This window comes from Streptomyces sp. NPDC002825, from assembly GCF_040295385.1.
Taxonomy (GTDB): domain Bacteria; phylum Actinomycetota; class Actinomycetes; order Streptomycetales; family Streptomycetaceae; genus Streptomyces.
In genome coordinates, this window is the sequence record NZ_JBEOVH010000021.1 from 119,076 (window position 1) to 142,950 (window position 23,875).

The 23,875-nt window shown below is 73.2% G+C and carries 22 protein-coding genes and 1 pseudogene; 12 read left to right on the forward strand and 11 right to left on the reverse strand.

Translation table 11 applies throughout. The features are described from left to right. Positions 1-162 precede the first annotated feature (162 nt). Positions 163-1,818 carry a WD40 repeat domain-containing protein gene (locus tag ABT041_RS25120; protein WP_351188024.1) on the forward strand — a complete coding sequence of 552 codons (1,656 nt, stop codon included), beginning with the start codon at positions 163-165 and terminating at the stop codon, positions 1,816-1,818. A 33-nt stretch (positions 1,819-1,851) separates the two neighbouring features. Here ABT041_RS25120 and ABT041_RS25125 read toward each other — a convergent pair whose 3' ends face one another. After that, positions 1,852-2,640, reverse strand: a complete 789-nt coding sequence (locus tag ABT041_RS25125) for a hypothetical protein (RefSeq protein ID WP_351188026.1) — start codon at positions 2,638-2,640, stop codon at positions 1,852-1,854. Positions 2,641-2,964: 324 nt separating this feature from the next. Next, the gene (locus ABT041_RS25130) at positions 2,965-4,659 is read right to left on the reverse strand and encodes a PucR family transcriptional regulator (RefSeq protein WP_351188028.1); all 1,695 of its coding nucleotides are present in this window, start codon (positions 4,657-4,659) and stop codon (positions 2,965-2,967) included. Between the two features lie 305 nt (positions 4,660-4,964). Here ABT041_RS25130 and ABT041_RS25135 point away from each other — a divergent pair, with 305 nt between their 5' ends. From ABT041_RS25135 to ABT041_RS25160, 6 genes are all read left to right on the forward strand, one after another. After that, positions 4,965-5,855 carry an FAD binding domain-containing protein gene (locus ABT041_RS25135; protein WP_041131867.1) on the forward strand — a complete coding sequence of 297 codons (891 nt, stop codon included), beginning with the start codon at positions 4,965-4,967 and terminating at the stop codon, positions 5,853-5,855. A 2-nt stretch (positions 5,856-5,857) separates the two neighbouring features. Continuing rightward, entirely contained in the window at positions 5,858-6,466 is a 609-nt protein-coding gene (locus ABT041_RS25140; RefSeq protein WP_351188030.1) for a (2Fe-2S)-binding protein, read from the forward strand. A gap of 2 nt (positions 6,467-6,468) precedes the next feature. Beyond that, positions 6,469-8,862, forward strand: a complete 2,394-nt coding sequence (locus ABT041_RS25145; RefSeq protein ID WP_351188032.1) for a xanthine dehydrogenase family protein molybdopterin-binding subunit — start codon at positions 6,469-6,471, stop codon at positions 8,860-8,862. Between the two features lie 239 nt (positions 8,863-9,101). After that, a complete protein-coding gene (locus ABT041_RS25150) occupies positions 9,102-10,574 on the forward strand; it encodes an NCS2 family permease (RefSeq protein ID WP_351188034.1) in 1,473 nt (490 codons plus the stop codon). A gap of 40 nt (positions 10,575-10,614) precedes the next feature. Then, on the forward strand, positions 10,615-11,751 hold the full coding sequence (locus ABT041_RS25155) for an XdhC family protein (protein WP_351188036.1): 1,137 nt from the start codon (positions 10,615-10,617) through the stop codon (positions 11,749-11,751). Positions 11,752-11,796: 45 nt separating this feature from the next. Continuing rightward, entirely contained in the window at positions 11,797-14,127 is a 2,331-nt protein-coding gene (locus tag ABT041_RS25160) for a bifunctional serine/threonine protein kinase/MFS transporter (protein WP_351188038.1), read from the forward strand. Here ABT041_RS25160 and ABT041_RS25165 read toward each other — a convergent pair. The 3 genes from ABT041_RS25165 to ABT041_RS25175 form a co-directional block, all read right to left on the reverse strand. After that, positions 14,124-14,366, reverse strand: a complete 243-nt coding sequence (locus ABT041_RS25165; RefSeq protein WP_351188039.1) for a hypothetical protein — start codon at positions 14,364-14,366, stop codon at positions 14,124-14,126. The genes ABT041_RS25160 and ABT041_RS25165 overlap by 4 nt on opposite strands. Beyond that, on the reverse strand, positions 14,363-14,998 hold the full coding sequence (locus ABT041_RS25170) for a TNT domain-containing protein (protein ID WP_351188069.1): 636 nt from the start codon (positions 14,996-14,998) through the stop codon (positions 14,363-14,365). The genes ABT041_RS25165 and ABT041_RS25170 overlap by 4 nt, the downstream gene beginning before the upstream one ends. 162 nt (positions 14,999-15,160) lie before the next feature. Continuing rightward, entirely contained in the window at positions 15,161-15,766 is a 606-nt protein-coding gene (locus ABT041_RS25175; RefSeq protein ID WP_351188040.1) for a TetR/AcrR family transcriptional regulator, read from the reverse strand. Between the two features lie 115 nt (positions 15,767-15,881). Here ABT041_RS25175 and ABT041_RS25180 point away from each other — a divergent pair, with 115 nt between their 5' ends. After that, on the forward strand, positions 15,882-17,033 hold the full coding sequence (locus tag ABT041_RS25180; RefSeq protein ID WP_351188041.1) for an acyl-CoA dehydrogenase family protein: 1,152 nt from the start codon (positions 15,882-15,884) through the stop codon (positions 17,031-17,033). 204 nt (positions 17,034-17,237) lie between these two features. Next, positions 17,238-17,432 (forward strand): annotated as a pseudogene (locus ABT041_RS25185) (CGNR zinc finger domain-containing protein); the annotation flags it as partial. Here the strand turns inward: ABT041_RS25185 and ABT041_RS25190 are convergent. The 3 genes from ABT041_RS25190 to ABT041_RS25200 form a co-directional block, all read right to left on the reverse strand. Continuing rightward, the gene (locus ABT041_RS25190) at positions 17,403-18,026 is read right to left on the reverse strand and encodes an ankyrin repeat domain-containing protein (protein ID WP_351188042.1); all 624 of its coding nucleotides are present in this window, start codon (positions 18,024-18,026) and stop codon (positions 17,403-17,405) included. The pseudogene ABT041_RS25185 and the gene ABT041_RS25190 overlap by 30 nt on opposite strands. A 38-nt stretch (positions 18,027-18,064) precedes the next feature. Next, positions 18,065-18,631 (reverse strand): GlcG/HbpS family heme-binding protein, encoded by a 567-nt coding sequence (locus ABT041_RS25195; protein WP_351188071.1) that lies wholly within the window; start codon positions 18,629-18,631, stop codon positions 18,065-18,067. Positions 18,632-18,893: 262 nt separating this feature from the next. Then, positions 18,894-19,508 carry a TetR/AcrR family transcriptional regulator gene (locus tag ABT041_RS25200; protein WP_351188043.1) on the reverse strand — a complete coding sequence of 205 codons (615 nt, stop codon included), beginning with the start codon at positions 19,506-19,508 and terminating at the stop codon, positions 18,894-18,896. Positions 19,509-19,700: 192 nt separating this feature from the next. On the opposite strand from ABT041_RS25200, the gene ABT041_RS25205 reads away from it, so the two are divergent. The 3 genes from ABT041_RS25205 to ABT041_RS25215 all read left to right on the forward strand — a co-directional run bounded on the left by ABT041_RS25205 (position 19,701) and on the right by ABT041_RS25215 (position 21,773). Continuing rightward, the gene (locus ABT041_RS25205) at positions 19,701-20,462 is read left to right on the forward strand and encodes an SDR family NAD(P)-dependent oxidoreductase (RefSeq protein ID WP_351188045.1); all 762 of its coding nucleotides are present in this window, start codon (positions 19,701-19,703) and stop codon (positions 20,460-20,462) included. 88 nt (positions 20,463-20,550) lie between these two features. Continuing rightward, positions 20,551-21,258 carry a TetR/AcrR family transcriptional regulator gene (locus tag ABT041_RS25210; protein WP_351188047.1) on the forward strand — a complete coding sequence of 236 codons (708 nt, stop codon included), beginning with the start codon at positions 20,551-20,553 and terminating at the stop codon, positions 21,256-21,258. Between the two features lie 131 nt (positions 21,259-21,389). Next, positions 21,390-21,773, forward strand: coding sequence for a zinc ribbon domain-containing protein (locus tag ABT041_RS25215; protein WP_351188049.1), 384 nt, complete (start codon positions 21,390-21,392; stop codon positions 21,771-21,773). 64 nt (positions 21,774-21,837) lie between these two features. Here the strand turns inward: ABT041_RS25215 and ABT041_RS25220 are convergent, their stop codons facing one another. From ABT041_RS25220 to ABT041_RS25230, 3 genes are all read right to left on the reverse strand, one after another. Beyond that, positions 21,838-22,794, reverse strand: coding sequence for an electron transfer flavoprotein subunit alpha/FixB family protein (locus ABT041_RS25220; protein WP_351188051.1), 957 nt, complete (start codon positions 22,792-22,794; stop codon positions 21,838-21,840). 33 nt (positions 22,795-22,827) lie between these two features. Continuing rightward, a complete protein-coding gene (locus tag ABT041_RS25225; RefSeq protein WP_041131884.1) occupies positions 22,828-23,613 on the reverse strand; it encodes an electron transfer flavoprotein subunit beta/FixA family protein in 786 nt (261 codons plus the stop codon). 28 nt (positions 23,614-23,641) lie between these two features. Further along, positions 23,642-23,875: acyl-CoA dehydrogenase family protein (locus tag ABT041_RS25230; RefSeq protein WP_351188053.1), on the reverse strand; the 234-nt coding region annotated here is incomplete at its 5' end.

Here is a 23,875-nt window from a genome sequence, read left to right on the forward strand (position 1 = left end):
GCCGGCACCGCCGTCGTGAGCGCCCGGGACCTCGCGGTCGGCCCGGCCCCGGTTGCGGCCGCGGTTCCAGGAGCACTTCGCCGGATCGGAGTCGTGGGCCGCCCGGGCGACTAAGGTCGAAGGCGTCAGCCGTTCGCACCGCGTCGCCCCGTGAGGTGTCCCATGACGTCCGCGACCTCGTCCCCGGCCTGGGACGGCACGGAAGCCGAGGCCGCCGAGCTGCTCGGCTGGCTCACCGATCCCGAGGCGCCCCGGCTCTGTCTCGTCACCGGCGCCCCCGGCAGCGGCAAGACGGCCCTCCTCGGCTGGCTCGCCGCGTACGGCCCCCGCTCCGGCCGGTCCCGCCGCCGCACGGCCCGGATGCTCGTCCCGCTCGCCGGGCAGAGCGCGCTCGGCGCCGCCTGGACGCTCGCCGACCGCCTCGGCGTGGTGGCCCGCTCGCCCGGCGACCTCGTCCACGCCCTCGCCACCAGCGAGGCGCGGCCCGGCGGCCGGGCCGTCCTCCTCCTCACGGACCTCCATGCCGCCGCCGAACCCGCCGCGCTCACCCGGCTCATCGCGGAGCTCGCCGGTGTCGGCCGGATCCGGCTCGTCGTCGAGGCCCGGAGCGGCACCCCGGCCCCCGCCGTCCTGCGCGCCGAACGCCGGGTCACCGTCGTCGACCTCGACGGCGCGGCCGAGACCGAAGACGGCGCCGCCGCGGAGCCCGCGCCGCAGCTGCCGGACCTCTCCGACCCGGCGGCCGTCTGCGCGGCCGACCCGCTGCTCGTCACCACGGCGTACGTGACCGGCGCCGCCCTCGCCGGGGTGCCGGGCACCCTCGACGGGCCCGAACCGTCCGGCCGGCCCGGCGAGGGCACCGCCGACGAGCACGGTGGACTCAGGACCGCCTGGATGCGCGCCGGACAGTCGCTCTGCCGCGAACAGGCTGCGGCGGAACGGGCGTTGGTCCTCCTCGCCGCACTCGGCGACGGCGCCGACCCCCGGCTCCGCCCGGCCCTCGCCGCACTCGCGGACGGCGCCCCCTGGCGGGTCCGGTGGGCCCGCCACCGAGGCGACCTCAACCCTCCCTGGCCCGGCCCGGTCACCGTGCTGGGCGCGGCGGGCGGCCCACTGGAGGGCACCCTGTTCGTCGGCGACCCCACCGGCACCGTACGGCTGCTCCACGAGGCCGACGCGAGCCCCGTCGGGCGGCTTGCGCACAGCGTCCCCGGCCGGATCACCGCGCTCGCGCCCGCTCCGGACGGCACGGTGCTGCTCCTGGACGACCGGGGGAGGCTGCACGCCGTACGGGGTGTGGCGCCGAGGCCTCCGTACCTGGAGCGGCTCACCGAGGCGGTCTCGGCGACCCTGGCCCGTCACCCCGGCACGGCGCTCGCCGCGATCGCCGGTTCGGTGGTCGTGGGGGACCGGCTGGGCTCGGTCCACGCCTTCGGTCTGACGGGCCTTCACCAGTCGGCCTCGCACAGCGGCCGGGTCACCGCCGTCGCGGCCGTCGAGTCCGAGACCCCGTTCGTCTGCTCGGGCGGCGCCGACGGGAGCGTCCGGCTCTGGACCCCCGGCCGCGACACGGGCTCCGAAACCCTCGCCGAACGCCCCTCGCCGGTCGTCTCCCTGCACGCGACCGAGACCCCGCGCGGGCCGCTGGTCGCCGCGGCCTGGGCGGACGGCCTCGTCGAACTCCACCGGCCCGAGGGCGGCCCGACGCTCTCCTTCCGCCCGGGCCCCCCGGTCCGCGCCGTCGCGGTCACCGGCGCCGGCTCCCTCCTCGTCGGCACCGACGACAGCCTGGTGTGCCTCGCCCCCAAGGAGGTGTGACGGGGCATCACCAAACCGTCTTCACACGGGACTTCAGGTGGCCGCCCGGGGCATCAGCTGGGTCGACAGCCAGGTCGGGACCCCGCCCAGGAGCTGGAAGAGGCGTCTCGCCTCGGCGCGCAGCCGGCCGGCCTCCGGTTCCGTCTCCGTGGTCGCCAGGGCCGTGAGCGCCGGCGCCGTGCCGACCAGGTAGCCGAGCTCCTCGCGGATCCGCAGGGACTCCGCGAAACCGTGCCGAGCCTCCGCCAACTCCCCCTCGCGCAGGGCGAGTCCGGCGAGGTGACGCCAGGTGAAGGAGAGCAGCAGCGAGTCCCCCTGCGCGGTCGCCCCGGCGTGCGCCCTGCGGTACGCGGCGCGGGCCGCCTGCGGGGAGTCGCCGAGGTTCTGGGCGATGAGCCCGCGCCGGAAGTCCAGGAGCGGCCGCCCGCCCGCGGAGGGGCCGATCAGGGCCGCCGCCCGGCCCAGCGCCATCCGGGCCTCGTCGGCCCGGTCGCGTACCCCCAACAGCGTGGAGGCGTAGGCGAGATAGCCGCGTTCGCAGGCCGCGGCCCCGCGTTCCTCGTCGGTGCCGGCCACCGCCTCGGCCGCCCGGAGCGCCTCCTCGGCGTCGGCCCAGCCCTTCTCGGTGTAGAGGCAGCGCTCGATGAGCAGCGCGGCCCGTTCGAGTGCGGCCGCCGGTTCGGTCGCGTGCGGCGCGAGCAGCGCGGCCGCGTCCGTCCAGCAACCTCGGGAGCGGAGCCGCCATATGGCGGTCTCCACGGGTGTCTCCTTGCCATAGGCGAGGGACGGATCTTCGCCACCCCTTGATTCGGAACCAGACATGGCGGTATCCGCCACATTGCCCTCCCCGAGCGCGCCATTGAGCTGTTGAGTAGGACGGCATCTCAGCACGAACGGGAGCACCCGGCCAAGGGGTCGGGTGAAAAATTTCACAAACTCGCGCCGGGGTCGAGAGCCCCGCCGGGACCCGGTGCGACGGACCGCCGGAGCGCCGTTCGGCCCGTGATCAAGCCGGTGATCAGCCCCGGACCCGGTCCACTGCACGCGCCGCGCCGGGGTCGCGAAAGGCCCCGGCGTCACTCCTCCGGACTCGCCCGAAGGAGTGAATCGCCGGGGCCTCGAACCGTTCGAACCGGCCCGCGCGGCTCAGCTCATGCGCAGCGCGAGGAAGAAGTCGAGCTTGTCCTCCAGACGGGAGAGATCGCGGCCGGTGAGCTGCTCGATCCGGCCCACCCGGTAGCGCAGCGTGTTCACGTGCAGGTGGAGGCGGGTCGCACAGCGGGTCCAGGAGCCGTCGCAGTCCAGGAACGCCTCCAGGGTCGGGATGAGCTCCGCCCGGTGCCGCCGGTCGTAGTCGCGCAGCGGGTCGAGCAGCCGGGCCGTGAAGGCACGGCGGACGTCGTCCGGGACGAACGGCAGCAGCAGGACGTGCGAGGCCAGCTCGTGGTGCCCCGCGGCGCAGACCCGGCCCGGACGGGCGGCGGCCACCCGGCGGGCGTGCCGGGCCTCCTCCAGGGCCCCGCGCAGGCCCTCCGCCGACGCCACGGCCGCGCTGACGCCGAGCGTGACGCGGCCGTCGCCGTCGAGGCCCGAGGAGAGCGGAGCCCGTACGGAGGCGAGCAGCGCGTCCGCGTGCAGCCCCAGGGCGGGCGCCGGGCCGTCGTCCTCGCTCTCCGGCAGCGGCCCCGCGGCCAGCGGGACCAGGGCGATCGCCTCGTCGCCGCTGTGCGCGACCGCGATCCGGTCGGCCGACTCGGCGCCGATGGCCGCCGGGTCGACGAGGATCTCCTCCAGGAGCCCCTGCGCGACCGGACCGCCGTCCAGGGGGGCCTGACCCGCCTCCTGCTCCCACTCCACGCGGGCGACGACCACCTGCCAGTGCGGGGCCGTGCCGAGCCCGGGCAGCAGCACCGGGGCGGCGACCCGCAGACGGGCGGCGATCTCGGCGGGCGCGGCGCCCGTCTGCACCAGCTCCAGGACCTCCTGGGCGAGCCGGCGCCGTACCGTACGGGCCGCGTCGCGGCGGTCCCGCTCGACGGCGATCAGCTGGGTGACGCCCTGGAGCAGGTCCAGCCGGGCGGCGGGCCAGTCACCGGCGTCCGCCTCGACGGCGAGCAGCCAGTCCGACAGGACCGTCTCGCGCACGTCGCGCGAGGCGGGCGCGGCGCCCCGGCCGGTGTTGCGGATCGGGAAGAGCGAGTACGCGACTCCGCCGACGCTCAGCCGGTGCGGGCCGCGCCGGCCGGTCCGGGTGGCGGCCAGGTGCTCACCGGCCAGGGTGGCGGCGAGCCCGGCCTCCAGCGGCTCGCCGGCGCCCGCGATCTGGCGGCCGGTGGGGGAGAGGACCCAGGCCCGCAGATCGAGGTCGGAGCCGAGGAGATCGAGGACGACCTCGGGTCCGCCGCCCGCCGGTCCCGAGGTCATGAGCCGCCGGTGGCGGTCCACGACGGCGGCCAGGTCGCCGGCCCGCTCGCCGGAGACCTGTCGAACAACATGCTCGGTGATCGTCGCGAACGCAACGGACTCGTTCACTGCGAACAGCGGAAGCCGGTGGCGCAAACACGCCGCCACGAGATCGTCGGGGATGTCGCCGAGCTCGGCCTCGCCGGCGGCGAGGGCCGCCACCCCGGCCGAGGCCAGGATCCGGACGAAGGGCTCGGCGTCGGCCGGTTCCGTCCGCCAGGCGAGGCCGGTCAGCACCAGCTCGCCGCCGGACAGGTACCGGCTGGGGTCCTTGAGGTCCGTCGTCATGACGCCTCGGACGGTCCGGTCCAGCTCGTCCTCGCCGCCGAGCAGGCGCAGCCCGAGCGCGTCGTTCTCCAGCAGTGCGCGCAGCCGCATCGTGTCGCCGCCGTTCCTTCGTTCGGTGATGGTGGGTGTCGCGTTGTCGACGGTGGGGTGGTGCCACCGTTTCCAGGGGAAAACGGCGAGGTTTCTGTTCCCCGCCTTTCGTTCGAATCTACAAGACGACGACGGGCACCAGCCAACTCCTTCATGTTTTCGGTGACTGCACCCGGGCGATCGTGGCTTGTGTACTAGGCCACACACCGCGTGAACAGCACATGAACACGATGTCGAGGGCCGGCCGTCCCCCCGGACCCACTAGCTCGACCCCCGATCACCAGAATCACTAGAAGAGAGCCACCATGGACTTCCTTCGCCCCGCCAGCTGGGAGGAGGCGCTCGCCGCCAAGGCCGAGCACCCCACGGCCGTGCCCATCGCCGGTGGTACCGACGTCATGGTCGAGATCAACTTCGACCACCGGCGCCCCGAGTACCTCCTGGACCTGAACCGTATCGAGCTGCTGCGCGAGTGGGAGGTCGGCGAGGAGAACGTCCGCCTCGGCGCCTCCGTTCCGTACACGCAGATCATGGAGAACCTGCGCGCAGAGCTCCCGGGTCTGGCGCTGGCCTCGCACACGGTCGCCTCCCCGCAGATCCGCAACCGCGGCGGCGTGGGCGGCAACCTCGGCACCGCGTCGCCGGCCGGTGACGCCCACCCGGCACTGCTCGCCGCGGGCGCCGAGGTCGAGGTCGAGTCGGTGCGCGGCAACCGCTTCATCCCGATCGACGAGTTCTACACCGGCGTGAAGCGCAACGCGCTGCAGCCCGACGAGCTCATCAAGACCGTCCACATCAAGAAGGCGGACGGCCCCCAGCAGTACTCCAAGGTCGGCACCCGCAACGCGATGGTCATCGCCGTCTGCGCCTTCGGCCTGGCCCTGCACCCGGAGACCCGGACCGTACGCACCGGCATCGGCTCCGCCGCGCCGACCCCGATCCGCGCCAAGGAGGCCGAGGCCTTCCTGAACGCGGCTCTGGAAGAGGGCGGCTTCTGGGACAACGGCAAGATCATCACCCCCTCGATCGCCAAGCAGTTCGCCGACCTGTGCTCGGCCGCCGCCAACCCGATCGACGACGTCCGCGGCACCGCCAAGTACCGGCGCCACGCCGTCGGCATCATGGCTCGCCGCCAGCTCGGCTGGACGTGGGAGCAGTACCGCGGCGCCGGCCGCACGCTTGAGGGAGCTGCATAACCATGCGCGTCAATTTCACGGTCAACGGTCGTCCGCAGGAAGCCGACGACGTCTGGGAGGGCGAGTCCCTCCTCTACGTTCTGCGTGAGCGCCTGGGTCTGCCCGGCTCCAAGAACGCGTGCGAGCAGGGCGAGTGCGGTTCCTGCACGGTCCGCCTCGACGGCGTGCCGGTCTGCTCGTGTCTGGTCGCCGCCGGTCAGGTCGAGGGCCGCGAGGTCGTCACCGTCGAGGGCCTGGCGGAGTACGCCAAGGAGCGCGAGGGGGCCCGTCGGGAAGGAGGTGCTTGCGCCACCGGCGCCTGCGGCGGCACCTCGGTGGACGCCGCCAAGAAGTGGGAGGCGAAGCCCCAGGACTCGCAGACCGGTGAGGGCATCGAACTCTCCCCGATCCAGCAGGCGTTCATCGACGCCGGCGCGGTCCAGTGCGGTTTCTGCACCCCCGGTCTGCTCGTCGCGGCCGACGAGATGCTGGAGCGCAACCCGTCCCCGACGGACGCGGACATCCGTGAGGCGCTCTCCGGCAACCTCTGCCGCTGCACCGGTTACGAGAAGATCCTCGACGCGGTCCGCCTGGCGGCCGCTCGCCAGGAGCGTCAGGGAGAGGCGGTCTGACGATGGCTCAGAACACACTTCCGGTGGGCACGCCCACCGACGTCACCCAGAACCACGTCAAGGGCGGCATCGGCGAGTCCACGCTCCGCCCGGACGGCACCCTCAAGGTCACCGGCGAGTTCGCGTACTCCTCGGACATGTGGCACGAGGACATGCTGTGGGGCCAGATCCTGCGCTCCACCGTCGCGCACGCCGAGATCGTGTCCATCGACACCTCCGAGGCCCTGACGATGGACGGCGTCTACGCCGTCCTGACCCACGAGGACCTGCCGGCCGCGAAGAACTACGGCATGGAGTTCCAGGACACCCCGGTCCTCGCCTACGGCAAGGTCCGTCACCACGGTGAGCCGGTCGCCCTCGTGGCCGCCGACCACCCGGAGACCGCCCGCCGCGCCGCCGCCAAGATCAAGATCGAGTACCGGGAGCTCCCGCTCATCACGGACGAGGCCTCCGCCCTCGCCCCGGACGCGATCCTGGTCCACGAGAACCGCGACGACCACCACTCCGGCCACGTCCCGCACCCGAACATCGTGCACCGCCAGCCGATCATCCGCGGCAACGCCGCCGAGGCCGCCAAGCGCGCCGACGTCATCGTCAAGGGCGAGTACACCTTCGGCATGCAGGACCAGGCCTTCCTCGGCCCCGAGTCCGGCCTCGCCGTACCGGCCGAGGACGGCGGCGTCGACCTGTACGTCGCCACCCAGTGGCTGCACTCGGACCTCAAGCAGATCGCCCCCTGCCTCGGCCTGCCCGAGGAGAAGGTCCGCATGACCATGGCCGGTGTCGGCGGCGCCTTCGGCGGCCGCGAGGACATCTCCATGCAGATCCTCGCCTCCGTCCTCGCGCTGCGCACGGGCAAGCCGGTCAAGATGGTCTACAACCGGTACGAGTCCTTCTTCGGGCACGTCCACCGGCACCCGGCGAAGCTCTACTACGAGCACGGCGCCACCAAGGACGGCAAGCTCACGCACGTGAAGTGCAAGATCGTGCTCGACGGCGGCGCCTACGCGTCGTCCACGGCCTCGGTCGTCGGCAACGCCTCCTCCCTCTCGATCGGCCCGTACGTCGTCGAGGACGTCGAGATCGAGGCGATCGGTCTCTACACCAACAACCCGCCCTGCGGCGCCATGCGCGGCTTCGGCGCGGTCCAGGCCTGCTTCGCCTACGAGGCGCAGATGGACAAGCTCGCGGCCAAGCTGGGCATGGACCCGGTGGAGCTGCGCCAGCTCAACGCCATGGAGCAGGGCACGATCATGCCGACCGGCCAGGTCGTGGACTCCCCGGCCCCGGTCGCCGAGCTGCTGCGCCGCGTCAAGGCCCGCCCGCTCCCGCCCGAGCGCCAGTGGGAGACCGCCGGCGAGGGCGCGGACGTCCGCGCGCTGCCGGGCGGCCTGTCCAACACCTCGCACGGCGAGGGCGTCGTGCGAGGCGTCGGCTACGCGGTCGGCATCAAGAACGTCGGCTTCTCCGAGGGCTTCGACGACTACTCGACCGCCAAGATCCGCATCGAGGTCATCAACGGCGAGGCCGTCGCCACGGTCCACACCGCCGCGGCGGAGGTCGGCCAGGGCGGCGTCACGATCCACGCGCAGATCGCCCGTACCGAGCTCGGTGTCCAGCAGGTCACCATCCACCCCGCGGACACGCAGGTGGGCTCGGCAGGTTCGACCTCCGCGGGCCGCCAGACGTACATGACCGGCGGCGCCATCAAGAACTCCTGCGAGATCGTCCGCGAGAAGGTCCTGGAGATCGGCCGGCGCAAGTTCGGCTCGTACCACCCGGCCTGGGCCAACGCCGAACTCCTCCTGGAGGGCGGCAAGGTCGTCACCGACGGCGGCGAGGCCCTCGCCACCATCGCGGACGTCCTCGAGGACCAGGTCGTGGAGGTCGAGGAGGAGTGGCGGCACCGTCCGACCCAGGCCTTCGACCTCGTCACCGGTCAGGGCGACGGCCACGTCCAGTACGCCTTCGCCGCGCACCGCGCGGTCGTCGAGGTGGACACCGAGCTCGGTCTCGTCAAGGTCATCGAGCTGGCCTGCGCGCAGGACGTCGGCAAGGCGGTCAACCCGCTCTCCGTGGTCGGCCAGATCCAGGGTGGCACCACCCAGGGCCTGGGCGTCGCGGTGATGGAGGAGATCATCGTCGACCCGAAGACCGCGAAGGTGCGCAACCCCTCCTTCACGGACTACCTGATCCCGACCATCCTCGACACGCCGACCATCCCGGTCGACTACCTCGAGCTGGCCGACCCCAACGCGCCGTACGGCGTCCGGGGCATCGGCGAGGCCCCGACCCTGTCGTCCACCCCGGCCGTCCTCGCGGCGATCCGGGCGGCCACGGGCCTGGAGCTGAACAAGACGCCGGTCCGCCCCGAGGCGCTCACCGGCACCCTGTAGGACTCTCCGGGCGGTGTGTGCCTCCCAGGAACGTCACACTTCCGCCGCCCGCACCGCCCGGAGCACTCCCTCCCCGGAGTACCCGCATCACCCGCAGTACCCGCTTCACGGCAGTACCCCGTTCGTCTCGGGCCGTCCCCCGGGTCGTGCAGCCAACGAAATATCCCAAATCCCGCAGCTTCACGTCAGAGCTTCGAAGTCTGATGCGGGTGCCCCTTTGAACCTTGGGAGTAGGCCCCATGACCCAGTCGTCTGTGGAGCCCAAGACCACCGCTGAGGACGCGGGCTCCGGCTCGCGCACCCCCGCCGGGCGCTCTTGGCTCGACCGGTACTTTCACATCTCGGAGAGAGGATCCACCGTCGCGACGGAGATCCGCGGCGGCGTCACCACCTTCATGGCGATGGCGTACATTCTCCTGCTCAACCCGATCCTCCTGGGCGGCCCGGACGTCGACAAGCACGTCCTCGCCACCTCCGCCGTCATCACGGCGACCGCCTTCGCGGCGGCGGTGACCACCCTGCTGATGGGCTTCGTCGGCAAGGTCCCGCTCGTCCTCGCGGCGGGTCTCAGCGTCTCCGGTGTGCTCGCGACCCAGGTCGTGCCGCAGATGACCTGGCCGCAGGCCATGGGCATGTGCGTCGTCTACGGTGTGGTGATCTGCCTCCTGGTGGTCACCGGTCTCCGTGAGATGATCATGAACGCGATTCCGCTGCCGCTCAAGCACGGCATCACCATCGGCATCGGCCTCTTCATCGCGCTGATCGGCTTCAACAAGGCCGGCTTCGTCGGCGCCGGCCCGCAGTTCGGCCCGCCCATCACCCTCGGCGCCGGCGGCGAGCTCGTCGGCTGGCCCGTACTGATCTTCGCGGTCACCCTCCTCGCGATCTTCGCCCTCCAGGCCCGCAAGGTCCCGGGCGCGATCCTCATCGGCATCGTCGCCGGCACCGTCATCTCGCTGATCGTCAACGCGGTCGCCGACATCCCGGCCAAGGGCCCGGGCGCCTGGGCCAACGGCGCCCCCGAGCTCAAGGGCAGCGCGGTCTCCAAGCCGGACTTCTCGCTCTTCGGCGACGTCTCCTTCGGCGGCTGGGGCGACGTCGGCTTCATCACCGTCGGCGTCATCGTCTTCACCCTGGTCCTCGCCGGCTTCTTCGACGCCATGGCCACCATCATCGGCGTCGGCACCGAGGCCAACCTCGCCGACGACAAGGGCCGCATGCCCGGCCTCTCCAAGGCGCTGTTCATCGACGGCGCGGGCGGCGCGATCGGCGGCGTCTCCGGCGCCTCCGGCCAGACCGTCTTCGTCGAGTCCGCCACCGGCGTCGGAGAGGGTGCCCGCACAGGCTTCTCCTCGGTGATCACCGGCCTGTTCTTCGCGGCCTGCCTCTTCTTCACCCCGATCACCCAGATCGTGCCCCGTGAGGTCGGCTCCGCCGCCCTGGTCGTCATCGGCGCGATGATGATGATGAACGCCAAGCACGTGAACTGGGGCGACAGCTCCGTCGCGATCCCGGTCTTCCTGACCGTGGTCCTGATGCCGTTCACGTACAGCATCACCCCGGGCGTCGCGGCCGGCGTCATCGCCTACACCGTCATCAAGGTGGCGCAGGGCAAGGCGCGCGAGGTCGGCGCCTTCATGTGGGCCCTGACCGCGATCTTCATCGTGTTCTTCGCCCTTCATCCGATCGAGGGCTGGCTCGGCGTCAGCTGACGCCGGCGACCACCCTCCGTACACACCCAAGGAGACCGACATGCTGGACATCGCCGAAGAGCTGCACCGGTGGGTCGAGCAGGGACGCGCGTTCGCCGTGGCCACCGTGGTGGCGGTCGGCGGCAGCGCGCCCCGGCAGCCGGGAGCCGCACTCGCCGTCGACAGCGACGGCACGGCGATCGGGTCGGTCTCCGGCGGGTGTGTGGAGGGTGCCGTCTACGACCTGTGCGTCCAGGCCCTCGAAGACGGGAAGACCGTCGTCGAGCGCTTCGGCTACAGCGACGAGGACGCCTTCGCGGTCGGTCTGACCTGCGGCGGCATCATCGACATCCTCGTCACCCCGGTCCGCGGCGGGGTCCACCCCGCCGCGCTGGCCGCCGCCGTCTCGGGGGAGGCGGCGGCCCTCGCCCGGATCGTCTCCGGACCCGAGGACCTGATGGGCCAGGCCCTCCTCGTCCGCCCCGACGGCTCGTACGAGGGGAAGCTCGGCGGCCACCCCGAGCTGGACCGCACCGCGGCCGCCGAGGCCCGCGCGATGCTCGACGCGGGCCGCACCGGCACCGTGGAGATCGGCGAGGACGGCAGCCGCTGCGGACAGCCGCTGACCCTCCTGGTCGAGTCCTCCGTCCCCGCCCCCCGCATGATCGTCTTCGGCGCCATCGACTTCGCCTCCGCCCTCGTCCGGGTCGGCAAGTTCCTCGGCTACCACGTCACCGTCTGCGACGCCCGCCCGATCTTCGCGACGCCGGCCCGCTTCCCCGAGGCCGACGAGATCGTCGTCGACTGGCCCCACCGCTACCTGGAGTCGACCGAGGTCGACGGCCGGACCGTGCTCTGCGTCCTCACGCACGACGCCAAGTTCGACGTGCCGCTCCTCCAGGCCGCCCTGAAGCTTCCCGTCGCCTACGTCGGCGCGATGGGCTCCCGCCGCACCCACGAGGACCGCAACGAGCGCCTCCGCGAGGTCGGCGTCACCGAACTCGAACTCGCCCGGCTGCGCTCCCCGATCGGCCTCGACCTCGGCGCGCGCACCCCCGAGGAGACCGCCCTCTCGATCGGCGCCGAGATCGTCGCCAACCGCCGGGGCGGCAGCGGCCTCTCCCTCACCGGCGCCCACACCCCGATCCACCACGACGGACCGCGCGAACCGGACGGACGCATAGGTTCGGTCGCATAGCTCCGTTCCCCGGACCCCGCGGGCGCCGGCGGATAGATTCTCGGCGTGGATCCGCTCACCGCCGAAGACCCGACGCACGTAGGCCCGTACCGTCTCATCGCCCGGCTCGGGGCGGGCGGGATGGGCCTCGTCTATCTCGGCCGCAACGACGTCGGCCGTACGGTCGCCGTCAAGGTCGTCCAGTCCGAGTACGCCGCCCAGCCGGAGTTCCGCAGACGCTTCGCCCGCGAGGTGGCCGCCGCCCGGAGAGTGGGCGGCAGCTGGACCGCGGACGTCCTCGACGCGGACACCGACACCGGGGTCGCGGTGCCCTGGGTCGCCACCCAGTACATCGCCGGTCCCGACCTGACCACCGTCGTCGCCCGGGACTTCGGCCCGCTGCCCGAGCACTCCGTCCGCGTCCTCGCCAACCGCCTCGCCCTCGCGCTGCGCGTCGTCCACGAGGCGGGCCTGATCCACCGCGACCTCAAACCGTCCAACGTCCTGGTGACGGTCGACGGGCCCCGCGTCATCGACTTCGGCATCGCCCGCGCCATGGACAGCCTGGCCGGGGACAGTCTGCACACCCGCACCGGCATGCTGATCGGCTCGCCCGGCTTCATGTCCCCCGAGCAGGTCCGCGGCCTCGAACTCACCCCCGCCAGCGATGTGTTCTGCCTCGGCGCCGTCCTCGTGTACGCCGCCACCGGCCGCCTCCTCTTCGGGGCCACCGACACCGGTCTGAACGCCCACCTCTTCCGCGTCGCCGAGGAGGAGCCCGACCTCACGGGCGTACCGGAGTCGCTGCTCGGCCTCGTCCGCGCCTGCCTGGAGAAGGACCCCGCCCGGCGGCCCACGCCCGAGCGGATCGCCGCGCTGACCGACGGGGACGACGGCGGGGTGTGGCTGCCGGGCGAGGTGCTGGTCCAACTGGGACGGCACGCGGCGCAGTTGCTGGACTACGTGCCGGCGGCGCGGGCGGAGACGCCGGCTGAGCGGCCCGTGGTGCGGCCCGTCGCGCAGCCCGTGACGGAGACGGCGCCCCGCGACTCGGCACCGGCACCCGCCTACACCCCCACGGCTCCGGCCCACGAGGTCCCCGCCCCGTCGACCGGCCGCGGGTGGGGCCTGGCGGTGATCGTGCTCGCCCAACTCGCGGTGCTGCTCGGGGCGGTGACGCAGGACCCCTTCGGAATCGACCGGGAGAGCCCGGAGCTGTACTCCTTCGCCGTCCCCTTCGCGGCCCTCCTGCTGCTCGGCGGGCACCTCGCCGACCGGCTCGGCGCCAGACGGACCCTGGTCGTCGGCCTGACGGGACTCGTGGCCGCCTGTGTGCTCGGCGGCTCGGCCGCCGCGATCGCCCCCACCCCCGCGGCGCTGATCACGGCCCGCGTCCTCCAGGGCGGGTTCGGCGCCCTGGTGACGGCGGCGGCGCTGACCCTGGTGGCCACCGCCTTCCCCGAACCGGGGGCACGAGCCAGGGCCTTCGGGGTCTACGCCACGGCCGGCATCGGCGCGCCGATCGTCGCGCTCCAGCTCGCGGGGCTGGACTGGGGTCCGGTCCTGGGCATCGCCGCCGTCCTCGGCCTGATCGCCCTGGCCGGGGTACGTGTCCTGCCGCAGCACCGCCCGGACCGCACCGGTACCCGCTTCGACCTGCTCGGAGTCCTGCTCGGCGCGTTCGCGATCGCCGTGCTCCTGTACGGCTCCATCAAGGCGACGCACGGCTGGGGAACCCCCCTGGCCACGGGCCTGCTCTCGGGAGGCGCGGTCCTGCTCGCGGCCTTCCTGGGGTGGCAGAGCGTCGCCTCACACCCGCTGCTGCCCCCGTACGTCCTCAAGGACCGCAACCGGCTCGGTGGCCTCGTCGCCGTGCTCCTCGCCGGCGCCGGCATCCTCGCCCTGCTGCCGCCCCTGGCGTCGATCCTGACCTGGGACCTCGGATACTCCGCATCCCAGGCCGGTCTCGCCCTGCTGCCCATGGTCGCCGCGCTCGCCGTGGCCGCCGTCCAGGTCGCCCCGCGGCTGCTGCGGCGGGGCGTGGCGCCCCGCGTCCTCGCGGTCGCGGGCCTGGTGCTCACCCCGCTCGGCGTGGCCCTGACCATCGTCGCGATCGAGGGCGGCGCCGGATATCCGGTCCTGCTCCCGGCCACCATCCTCGCGGGTCTCGGGATCGGCCTGGCCTTCATGCCGCTCTTCGCCACGGTGGTCGCCGCCGGCCTCGGGCGGCACACCGGTGCGGCCGCCGCCGCGGTCGTCACGGCCCAGACGCTGGGCACGGGCTTCGGTGCCGCACTGGGCCTCGGCTACGGCGGACCCCCCTGGTGGGCGGTCGTCTTCCTGCTGCTCGCGGGCCTCGTCGCGGGCCTGATGGTGACGACCAGGGCGACGGTCTAGACACCCAGCAGGGCCCGGAGGTGGGCGCAGGCCGACGCCTCCGTGTCGTGCGTGGCGACCGGTTCGTACGCGCCCCGCTCGTACACCCCGGTCTCCCAGCCGGGCCCGTCCGGCCTCGTGCGCAGATAGGCGAAGTCGGGCGGGGTGGGCGCCGGTTCGTGGACGCCCTCGATCCAGTAGTACGCGTCGGGCACCCCGGCCTCCCGGAGTGCCCGTTCCAGCGCGTGGCGGTCGGTCACGCGGGGACGCGCACCAGGTAGCCGTTGTCGAGCAGCCACTTCACGTTGAGGCGCTGACCGTCGCCCGGGTTCAGGAAGGCGGGGTCCAGCTTGATCTGGCGGCCGCCGCCCGGCTGCTCGAACCAGGGCGCGATGGAGCCCTCCCAGACGACGAAGGTCTTCGTCACCTCGTACAGGTGGTAGTCGCAGGGGAAGGCCGCGTCACGGGTGTTGAGGTTCTGCGGGGGCAGCGCCCGCTTGGCGTAGGCGTCGCCGGCCGGGGCCAGGTAGGAGCCGTACTCCGAGCCGAAGCGGTCCAGGCGCTCGCCCTCCTCCAGGAGCTCCGGCGCCTTGTCGACGGTGCCGTTGACCTCGGCGAAGCCGTCGTTCGGCGGGTACTTCCAGCTGCCGGTGTCGGCCGGGCCCTCCCAGTACTTCTTGAGGAAGTCGGCGGAGGAGAGCTGTCCGGTCCGGTGGTAGCGGTTGAGGAGCGGGCCGACCGGCTCCTGCCACCGCTTCGGCAGGAACTTCGGTCCGAGCCGCTTGTCGCCCTCGAACTCCCCGGTGCAGGGGGCCGGGGGCGCGGCGACGGGCCGCTCGGCGGGGGCGGCCTGCGCCGCGGGGGCCGCGGCGAGGGCGGCGGTGACGCCCATGGCGGCGAGGACGGCACGGATCCTGAGGACGGTACGGCTGCGCTCCACGCGGAGGCTCCCTGGGGTGGGGGGTGGTCAGTGGCGCGGCACACAGTAGTGGATCATCTGCGCAGAGTGATCGAACGCGGGACGGAATCCGGCCAGGCGCAGCGGTGGGGTGGTTCAGGCCCTGCGGAGGCCGCTGAGCAGGAGTTCGGCCAGCTGTTCGTACGCCTCGGCGTCGGCGAGACCGGTCGCCGCGGCCACCTGGCGGCGCTGGATGCGGACCATGACCGAGGAGATGACGTCGGCCGCGAAGGTCACGTGCACCTCGCGGAACACCCCGGCCCGCACGCCCTCCTCGATGAGCTGCTGCACCCGGCCGGCCGCCGCGCGGGTGTTCCGCTCGTACACCTCCGCCGCGGGTTCGAAGGCCGCCACGTCGTCGAAGAACGCCGGTGAGACGGGCGCCAGCTCGGCCGAAACCGCGCGCAGATAGGCGGCGAGGCGCTCGGCCGGGTCCGTCGCGGCGGCCAGTACCGCCTCGACCCGGGCGGTCGCGCGCCGGAAGAAGTGCACGACCGCAGCACGGACGAGCTGCTCCTTGCTGCCCGCGAGGCCGTACAGGGTCCGCTTCGAGCAGCGGAGCCGCGCGGCGAGGTCGTCGAGCGTCAGCCGGGCGAAGCCCTCGCCGACGAGGAGGGCGACGAGCTCCTCGAAGAGGGCGGAGCGGCGCGCCGCTCCGCGGCCCGTCAGCTTGGGGGCGTCGGCGGCGGAGGTCTCGATCACCCCGCCAGTATTCCAGGCCGGCTGCTCGGGGGGTTACGGCGCCACCCTTCTGCGCTACTCTCAGCGGTACTGCAGTACCTTCCCCAGTACCACTTTGCGCGCCGCTGGAGTCGCCATGGATGTCGACCGCCTGCTTCCCACCCCCGAGGCAGCGGACCTCATCGCCCTCACCCGGGAGATCGCCGACAAGGAGCTCTCTCCGCGGGTGGACGAGCACGAGGCCGCCGAGACCTATCCCGAAGGGCTCTTCGCGACCCTGGGCGAGGCCGGGCTCCTCGGCCTCCCGTACCCCGAGGAGTTCGGCGGCGGAGGCCAGCCGTACGAGGTCTACCTCCAGGTCCTGGAGGAGCTCGCCGCGCGCTGGGCCGCGGTCGCCGTCGCCACCAGCGTCCACACGCTCGCCTGCCACCCCCTCCACACCTTCGGCACGGCGGAGCAGAAGGAGCGCTGGCTGCCCGGGATGCTGGAGGGCCGGACCATCGGCGGCTACAGCCTCTCCGAGCCGCAGGCCGGCTCCGACGCCGCCGCCCTGAGCTGCAAGGCCGAGCGCCAGGACGACGGCAGCGGCTACCGCATCAGCGGCACCAAGGCCTGGATCACGCACGGCGGCAGGGCCGGCTTCTACGCCCTCTTCGCCCGTACGGCCCCCGGCAGCCACGGCATCTCCTGCTTCCTCGCCCCCGGCGCCACCGAGGGCCTGAGCTTCGGCGCACCCGAGCGCAAGATGGGCCTCCAGGCCGTGCCGACGACGGCCGCGTACTGGGACGGCGCCCTCATCGAGGAGGAGCGCCGCATCGGGGACGAGGGCCAGGGCCTCCAGATCGCCTTCAGCGCGCTCGACAGCGGCCGCCTCGGCATCGCCGCCTGCGCCACCGGGCTCGCCCAGGCCGCGCTCGACGCCGCCGTGGCGTACGCCAACGAGCGCACCACCTTCGGCCGCAGGATCGTCGACCACCAGGGCCTCGGCTTCCTCCTCGCCGACATGGCCGCCGCCGTCGACGCGGCCCGCGCCACCTACCTGGACGCGGCCCGCCGCCGCGACCTCGGCCGCCCGTTCAGCCGCCAGGCCAGCGCGGCCAAGCTCATCGCCACGGACACGGCGATGAAGGTGACCACGGACGCCGTCCAGGTCTTCGGCGGGTACGGCTACACCCGGGACTTCCCGGTCGAGCGCTACATGCGCGAGGCGAAGATCATGCAGATCTTCGAGGGCACGAACCAGATCCAGCGACTCGTCATCAGCCGAGGGCTCGCCCAGCCCGCGTGACGCGCACGGACGCGTCTCCGCCCCCGGCCGCAGCTCGGCGCCGGGGGCGGACTCGTGTCGCGGCCGCGAGCAGGGCCGTCGCCGTCGCCGCCGCCAGGGCCGCCGGGAGCGACCAGACCGCCAGCGGGCCGGCGAGCGCGGCCCCCAGGGCGAAACCGGTGATCTTGGAGTACGGGGAAGCCGGACCCCTCCGGCTCGGGCCCGGCGCTCGCCGTCCTCGTCTGGGACCGGCAGCGTCCGCCCGGCAGAACCTGGGCCTCGGGCAGCTGCCGGAACGTCTTCGTCGCGCAGGGCAGCGGGCCGGAGCGCCGCTACTGCTCCCGCCGCTGCGCCACCCGCGAGCGCGTCGCGGCCCATCGGGGCCGGCAGTCAGGCGGCCCCGCGGAGGACTCCGCGTGAACCTGCTCCTCGGAGCAGGGCGGCGATCTCGGTGAGGCCGTGGCGTTCGGCGTGGTGGAGGGCCGTGCGGCCGTACGGGTCGGGGAGTCCGGGGTCCGCGCCCGCCGCGAGGAGCAGGGCGACCACCTTCCGGTGGGCGACGCCGCCCTCGCCGAGGATCACGGCCTCCAGGAGCGCGGTCCAGCCCAGCCGGTTGACGTGGTCGACGTCGATCGCGGTCTCGTGGAGGACGGCGCGGACGTACGGCACGTGGCCGCGTTCGGCCGCGGGGATCAGCGCCGTACCGCCGTAACGGTTGGTCAGCCTCAGATCGGGGCCCGCCGGGAGCAGGGCCCGCATCATGGCGACGCTGCCCGTGACGCCGGTGACCAGCCAGGGGGTGTCGGACCGGTCGTCCTGGGCGTTCGGGTCGGCGCCCGCGGCGAGGAGCACCCGGGCGGCGGGGACGTGGTCGCGCAGCGCCGCCCGCAGCAGCGGGGTGCGGAAGTGCCGGTCGCGGACGTCGACGCGGGCGCCGGCGTCCAGGGCGGCGCGGACGGCGGCGGTGTCACCGTGCGCGGCGGCCGCCAGAAGGGTGTGATCGAGCGCGTTCATGGCGGGTTTCCTCGTACGCGGGCACCGGACGTGGATCTCTACTTGCCGAGCGTCGCGACGCCGGCCCGGGCGAACTTCTCGTCCAGGTCCCCGGACGGGGCGCCGGCGACGCCGATGCCCGCGATGGGGGAGCCCTTGACGGTGACGGGGGCGCCGCCGGCGAGGAAGAGGGTGCCGGGGACGTCCTTCAGGGTCGGGGCGTTGGCGAGGCGCTTGGCGAGCTCGGAGGTCGGCGCGTTCCAGGAGACGGCGGTGTACGCCTTCTTGACGGCCGACTCGTAGGACTGCGGGCCCGCGCCGTCGCCGCGCAGGGTGACGAGGGTGTTGCCGTCGCGGTCGACGACCGCGACGGAGACCCGCTGGTTCTCCTTCCCCGCGGCGTCCAGGGTCGCCTGGGCGGCCTTCGTGGCGGCCTCGATCGTCAGGTGCGTGGAACGGGTCGTGTTCTTGTTCTTGGCGTCCGCCTTGGCGGTCGCCACGGCCGGCGCGGCCGGCGCGTCCTCGCCGGTGGCGCTCGCGGAGTAGGCCCCGAAGCCGCCCAGGGCGAGGGCGGCGACGATCGCGCCACCGGTCACGACACGGGTGCGCGGGGAGGCCTTCTTCACGTGCTTCATGGGATCTGCTCCAGTGAACTCGGGGAACCGCGGGGGCCGTCGGGATGCCGCGGCCCGCTCTGCTCCCCATCCTGGTGCCGTACCCCGCCGCCGCCCGTCGTCGTCCCGGCTGGACCCGGCGCCCGCAACGGTGGACCCCGGGGTCAGCCGATCGGTTGACCCCGCGCTCGCGGCGCGTGACTTCAGGGGGGAGAGCGGGACCGGGCGTCACCGCTGCCGCGGCCGGCGCCCCGCCCCGCCTTCTGACGGAGGCTCAGGCCTCGTCGTCCGGGGCCGGTTCCGCGCCGAGCAGAGCCAGGGAGCCGGCCCACAGCGCGTCGAGGCGGCCGGGGTCGTCGTACAGCTTGGCGAAGAGGACCTGGCCCTCCAGCTGGGCGACCAGGGCCCGTGCGGCCGCGTCCGTGTCGGCCACCCCGGCCTCGCCGCGCGCGCGGGCCTCGGCGACGATCCCCGCGACCAGGGCCACCTGCTCGTCGAAGATCTCCCGCAGCCGCTCGCGGACGCGCTCCGTCCGGGTGCTCAGCTCCAGGGCCAGGTTCCCGAGGAGGCAGCCCGTGACCGTGCCGCAGCTCTCCCGGCCGGCCCTCAGCTCGGCCTCCGTCGACTCGTACAGGCGCCGCAGCCGCCGGAGCGGAGGCTCGTCCCCGTCGAGCGCGCGCGTCCACGCGGCCCGCTGGCCCGCCCAGTGCTCCTCGACGACGGCGAGGGCCAGCTCCTCCTTCGACGCGAAGAAGTAGTAGAAGCTGCCCTTCGGCACCCCGGCCGCCGCACAGATCTCGGCCACGCCCAGGGCGGAGTAGCCGCGCGACAGCATCAGCGTCCGCGCGGCGGTCAGGATGCGCTCGCGCGCGTCACTCGTTCGCCCCATGGCGGGAGTCTACGACCGGTCGACTACTTCCTCCCCGACTGTGCCCGGCCTGCGCTTCCGGGGGCGCCGCACACGGTTCTATGGTGGGCGGCGCAGATCGCGCGGACCGCGCGGTCCTCCGCGGGCACGCGCCCGATCCGGCGGCCAACCCGGCGGCAGGGTCGCACCCGCACGACACGAACGAGGAGTTCCATGGACATCGCCGGCTCCGCCGCTCTCGTCACCGGCGCCGCCTCCGGCCTCGGCGCCGCCACGGCCGCCGCCCTCGCCGCCCGCGGCGCCACCGTCTACGGCCTGGACCTGGACAAGGCCGTGGCCGCCGCAGGGCCGCTGCCCGAGGGCGTCCGGCTGCTCGCCGCGGACGTCACCGACGAGGACCAGGTCCGCGAGGCGCTCGCCGCGATCGACGCCGACGGCGCCGAGCTGCGGCTCGCCGTCAACTGCGCCGGCATCGCCCCCTCCGCCCGCATCCTGGGCCGCAAGGGACCGCACGACCTCGACCTGTTCCGTGCGGTGCTCAACGTCAACCTGCTCGGCACCTTCAACGTGATGCGGCTCGCGGCCGAGGCCATCGCCCGCCACGAGCCCGACGAGCACGGGCAGCGCGGCCTCGTCGTCAACACCGCCTCCATCGCGGCCTTCGAGGGCCAGGTCGGGCAGATCGCGTACGCCGCCTCCAAGGCGGGCGTCGCCGGGATGACCGTCACCGCCGCGCGCGACCTCGCGCAGTTCGGGATCCGGGTCGTCACCATCGCCCCCGGCATCGTCGACACCCCGATGATGGCCGGGTTCGGCGAGGACGTCCGGGCCGGTCTCGCCGCGAGCGTCACCTTCCCGCAGCGCCTCGCGCGCCCGGAGGAGTACGCCCGGCTCGTGACGATGATCGCCGAGCACGACTACCTCAACGGCGAGACGATCCGCATGGACGGCGCCCTCCGGATGAGCGCCCGCTGAGCCTCCGTACCCCCGTGACAGCACTCGGTGCCGGAATTCTCCGGCACCGAGTTCCACGCGGACCGCGTCCGGGTGTTAGGTTCGGGCCATGGGAACAGCGTCGACGAACTCCACGAAGCCCGCGATGCGGGACTCCCTCATCGCCGCGGCCTTCCAGCTCTTCCTGGAGCGGGGCTACGAGCAGACCACCGTCGACGACATCGTCACGCTCGCGGGCGTCGGCCGGCGGTCCTTCTTCCGGTACTTCCCGTCGAAGGAGGACGTGGTCTTCCCCGACCACGAGCAGTGCCTCGCCGACATGACCCGCTTCCTCGCCGCGAGCGCCGACACCGACGACCCGGTCGTCCGCGTCTGCGACGCCGCCCGGCTCGTCATGCGGATGTACGCCGAGAACCCCACCTTCTCCGTGCAGCGGTACCGGCTCACCCGAGAGGTGACCGGGCTGCGCACCTACGAGCTGTCGGTGGTCTGGCGGTACGAGAAGACCCTCGGCGACTACCTGCGCACCCGCTGGGCCGACCGCAGGGACGGCACCCTGCGCGCCAACGTCGTCGCGGCGGCGGTGGTCGCCGCCCACAACCACGCCCTCCGGCACTGGCTGCGCTCGGGCGGCGAGGGCGACCCGCTGGCCGAGGTCGACGGCGCCCTGGAGTTCGTGCGCGGCACCTGGAGCGGCGGGCAGGCCGCGGAGGCACCGGCCGAGGAGGCCGAGGACGTCGTCGTGGTGATCACCAAGCGGTCCACCCCCATGTGGCGCGTGGTGCGCGAGGTGGAGTCGAGCCTCGGTGAGGGCTGAGGGGATCACGGAAGGGCCACAGGGTCCTCAGTATCTCTAATTCAGGGAACTCAGGTCTTTATTTGATGGCACTCAGTGCCATATCTTTGCTCCATGCACGGTCGAGCCGCCGAGTGCAAGGAGAAGGCATCGTGTTCCACACGGGACTGAGGAGCGGGACCGCCGTCCAGGCCGAGGAATCGGCCCCCGACTCCGAGCTGTACTTCCAGCGCTGCCGCTGGTGCCACACCACCACCTTCCAGCGCCTGCTCTGTCCGACCTGCGGGTCGACCGACCTGGCGCCCGAACTCAGCGACGGCGAGGGCGTGATCTCCGTACGCCGCGGGGTCGCCGCCGCCGATGCCGACCTCTGGCCGGTCCACATGACGGAGGGCTTCGTGGTCCGCTGCCGGGTCGACGGACCGCCGCACGCGGTGCGCCCGGGCGTCCGGGTCAAGGTCTCCGGCACCTCCGTCGCCGGGCGCAGGCCGGTCGTCCGGCTCTGCGAGGAGGTCCCGCTCGACGGCTGGTACTGAGCGCGAACACGACGAAGGGGCGGGTGGCACAGAGTGCCACCCGCCCCTTCGTCGTGGCTCGGAGTCAGCGCGCGCCGATCTCGTCCGTCAGCTGCGGCAGCACCGCGAAGAGGTCGCCGACGACGCCGTAGTCGACCAGGTCGAAGATCGGGGCCTCGGGGTCCTTGTTGACCGCGACGATCGTCTTCGAGGTCTGCATGCCGGCCCGGTGCTGGATCGCGCCGGAGATGCCCGCCGCCACGTACAGCTGCGGCGAGACCTGCTTGCCGGTCTGGCCGACCTGGTTGGAGTGCGGGTACCAGCCGGCGTCGACGGCCGCGCGGGAGGCGCCGACGGCCGCGCCGAGCGAGTCGGCCAGCTTCTCGACGACCGCGAAGCCCTCGGCCGCACCGACACCGCGGCCGCCGGAGACGACGATCGCGGACTCGGTCAGCTCGGGGCGGCCGGTCGAGACGCGCGGGGTGCGCGAGACGACCTTGGCGGCGTTGCCGGTGAAGGCGACGGCGACGCTCTCGACCGTGCCGGCGGCCGGGGCGGCCTCCGGGGCGGCGGAGTTCGGCTTGACGGTGATGACCGGGACGCCGTGCGAGACCGTCGACTTCACCTGGTACGAGGCGGCGAAGACGGACTGGGTGGCGACCGGGCCGTTCTCGCCGGCCTCCAGCTCCACGGCGTCGGTGATCAGGCCGGAGCCGAGGCGGAGCGCGACGCGGGCCGCGATCTCCTTGCCCTCGCCGGAAGAGGTCACCAGGACGGCGGCCACCCCCTTGTCCTTCGCGATCTGGGTGAGCGCGTCGACCTTCGGGACGACGAGCTGCTCGGCGAACTCGGCGCCGTCCGCGACGTACACGGTGGCCGCGCCGTACTCGCCGGCCGTGGCGGCGATCGAGGCGGCGGCCTCGCCGGCGCCGAGGACGACCGCCGTGGGCTCGCCGATGCGGCGGGCCAGGGTCAGCAGTTCGAGGGCCGGCTTGCGGACCGCACCGTCGGCGTGGTCCACGAGAACCAGGATCTCAGCCATGATTCCTTGCTCCTGAGGTGGTGTGACGGTGGGTCAGATGAACTTCTGGGTGGCGAGGAAGGCCGCGAGCTGCTTGCCGCCGTCGCCCTCGTCCGTGACGATCGTGCCCTGCGTACGGGCCGGGCGGGCGGCCGCCGAGTCCACCAGGGTCCACGAGCCGGCGAGACCGACCTCGTCGGCGTCGATGTCCAGGTCGTCCAGGTCCAGCTCCTGGACCGGCTTCTTCTTGGCGGCCATGATCCCCTTGAAGGAGGGGTAACGGGCTTCGCCGGACTGGTCGGTGACCGAGACGACGGCCGGCAGCGGGGCCTCCAGGTGCTCGGTGGCGGCGTCGCCGTCACGGCGGCCCTTCACGAGACCGTCCTCGACGGAGAGCTCCGAGAGCAGGGTGACCTGCGGCAGGCTCAGGCGCTCGGCGAGCAGCGCGGGCAGCACGCCCATCGTGCCGTCGGTCGAGGCCATGCCGCAGACGACCAGGTCGAAGCCGGTCTTCTCCAGGGCCTTGGCCAGGATCGCGGAGGTCGCGATGACGTCGGAGCCGTGGATGTCCTCGTCGTTGACGTGGACGGCCTTGTCGGCGCCCATCGACAGCGCCTTGCGCAGGGCGTCCTTGGCGTCGTCCGGGCCCACCGTGACGACGGTGACCTCGGCGTCGTCGGACTCCTCCGAGATGCGGAGGGCCTGCTCGACCGCGTACTCGTCGAGCTCCGACAGCAGACCGTCCACGGCCTCGCGGTCGGTCGTCAGGTCGTCGGCGAAACCGCGGTCGCCGGTCGCGTCGGGGACGTACTTCACACAGACAGCGATCTTCAGGGTCACGGCCTGTCTCCTTTCGAGAGGCTGGTGGTTACGGGAGGTTGCGGGCCATGACGATGCGCTGGACCTGGTTGGTGCCCTCGTAGATCTGGGTGATCTTGGCGTCGCGCATCATGCGCTCGACGGGGTAGTCGCGGGTGTAGCCGTAGCCGCCGAGGAGCTGGACGGCGTCGGTGGTGACCTCCATGGCGACGTCGGAGGCGAAGCACTTGGCGGCGGCGCCGAAGAAGGTGAGGGCCTCCTCTCCACCTCCGGCGGCAACCCG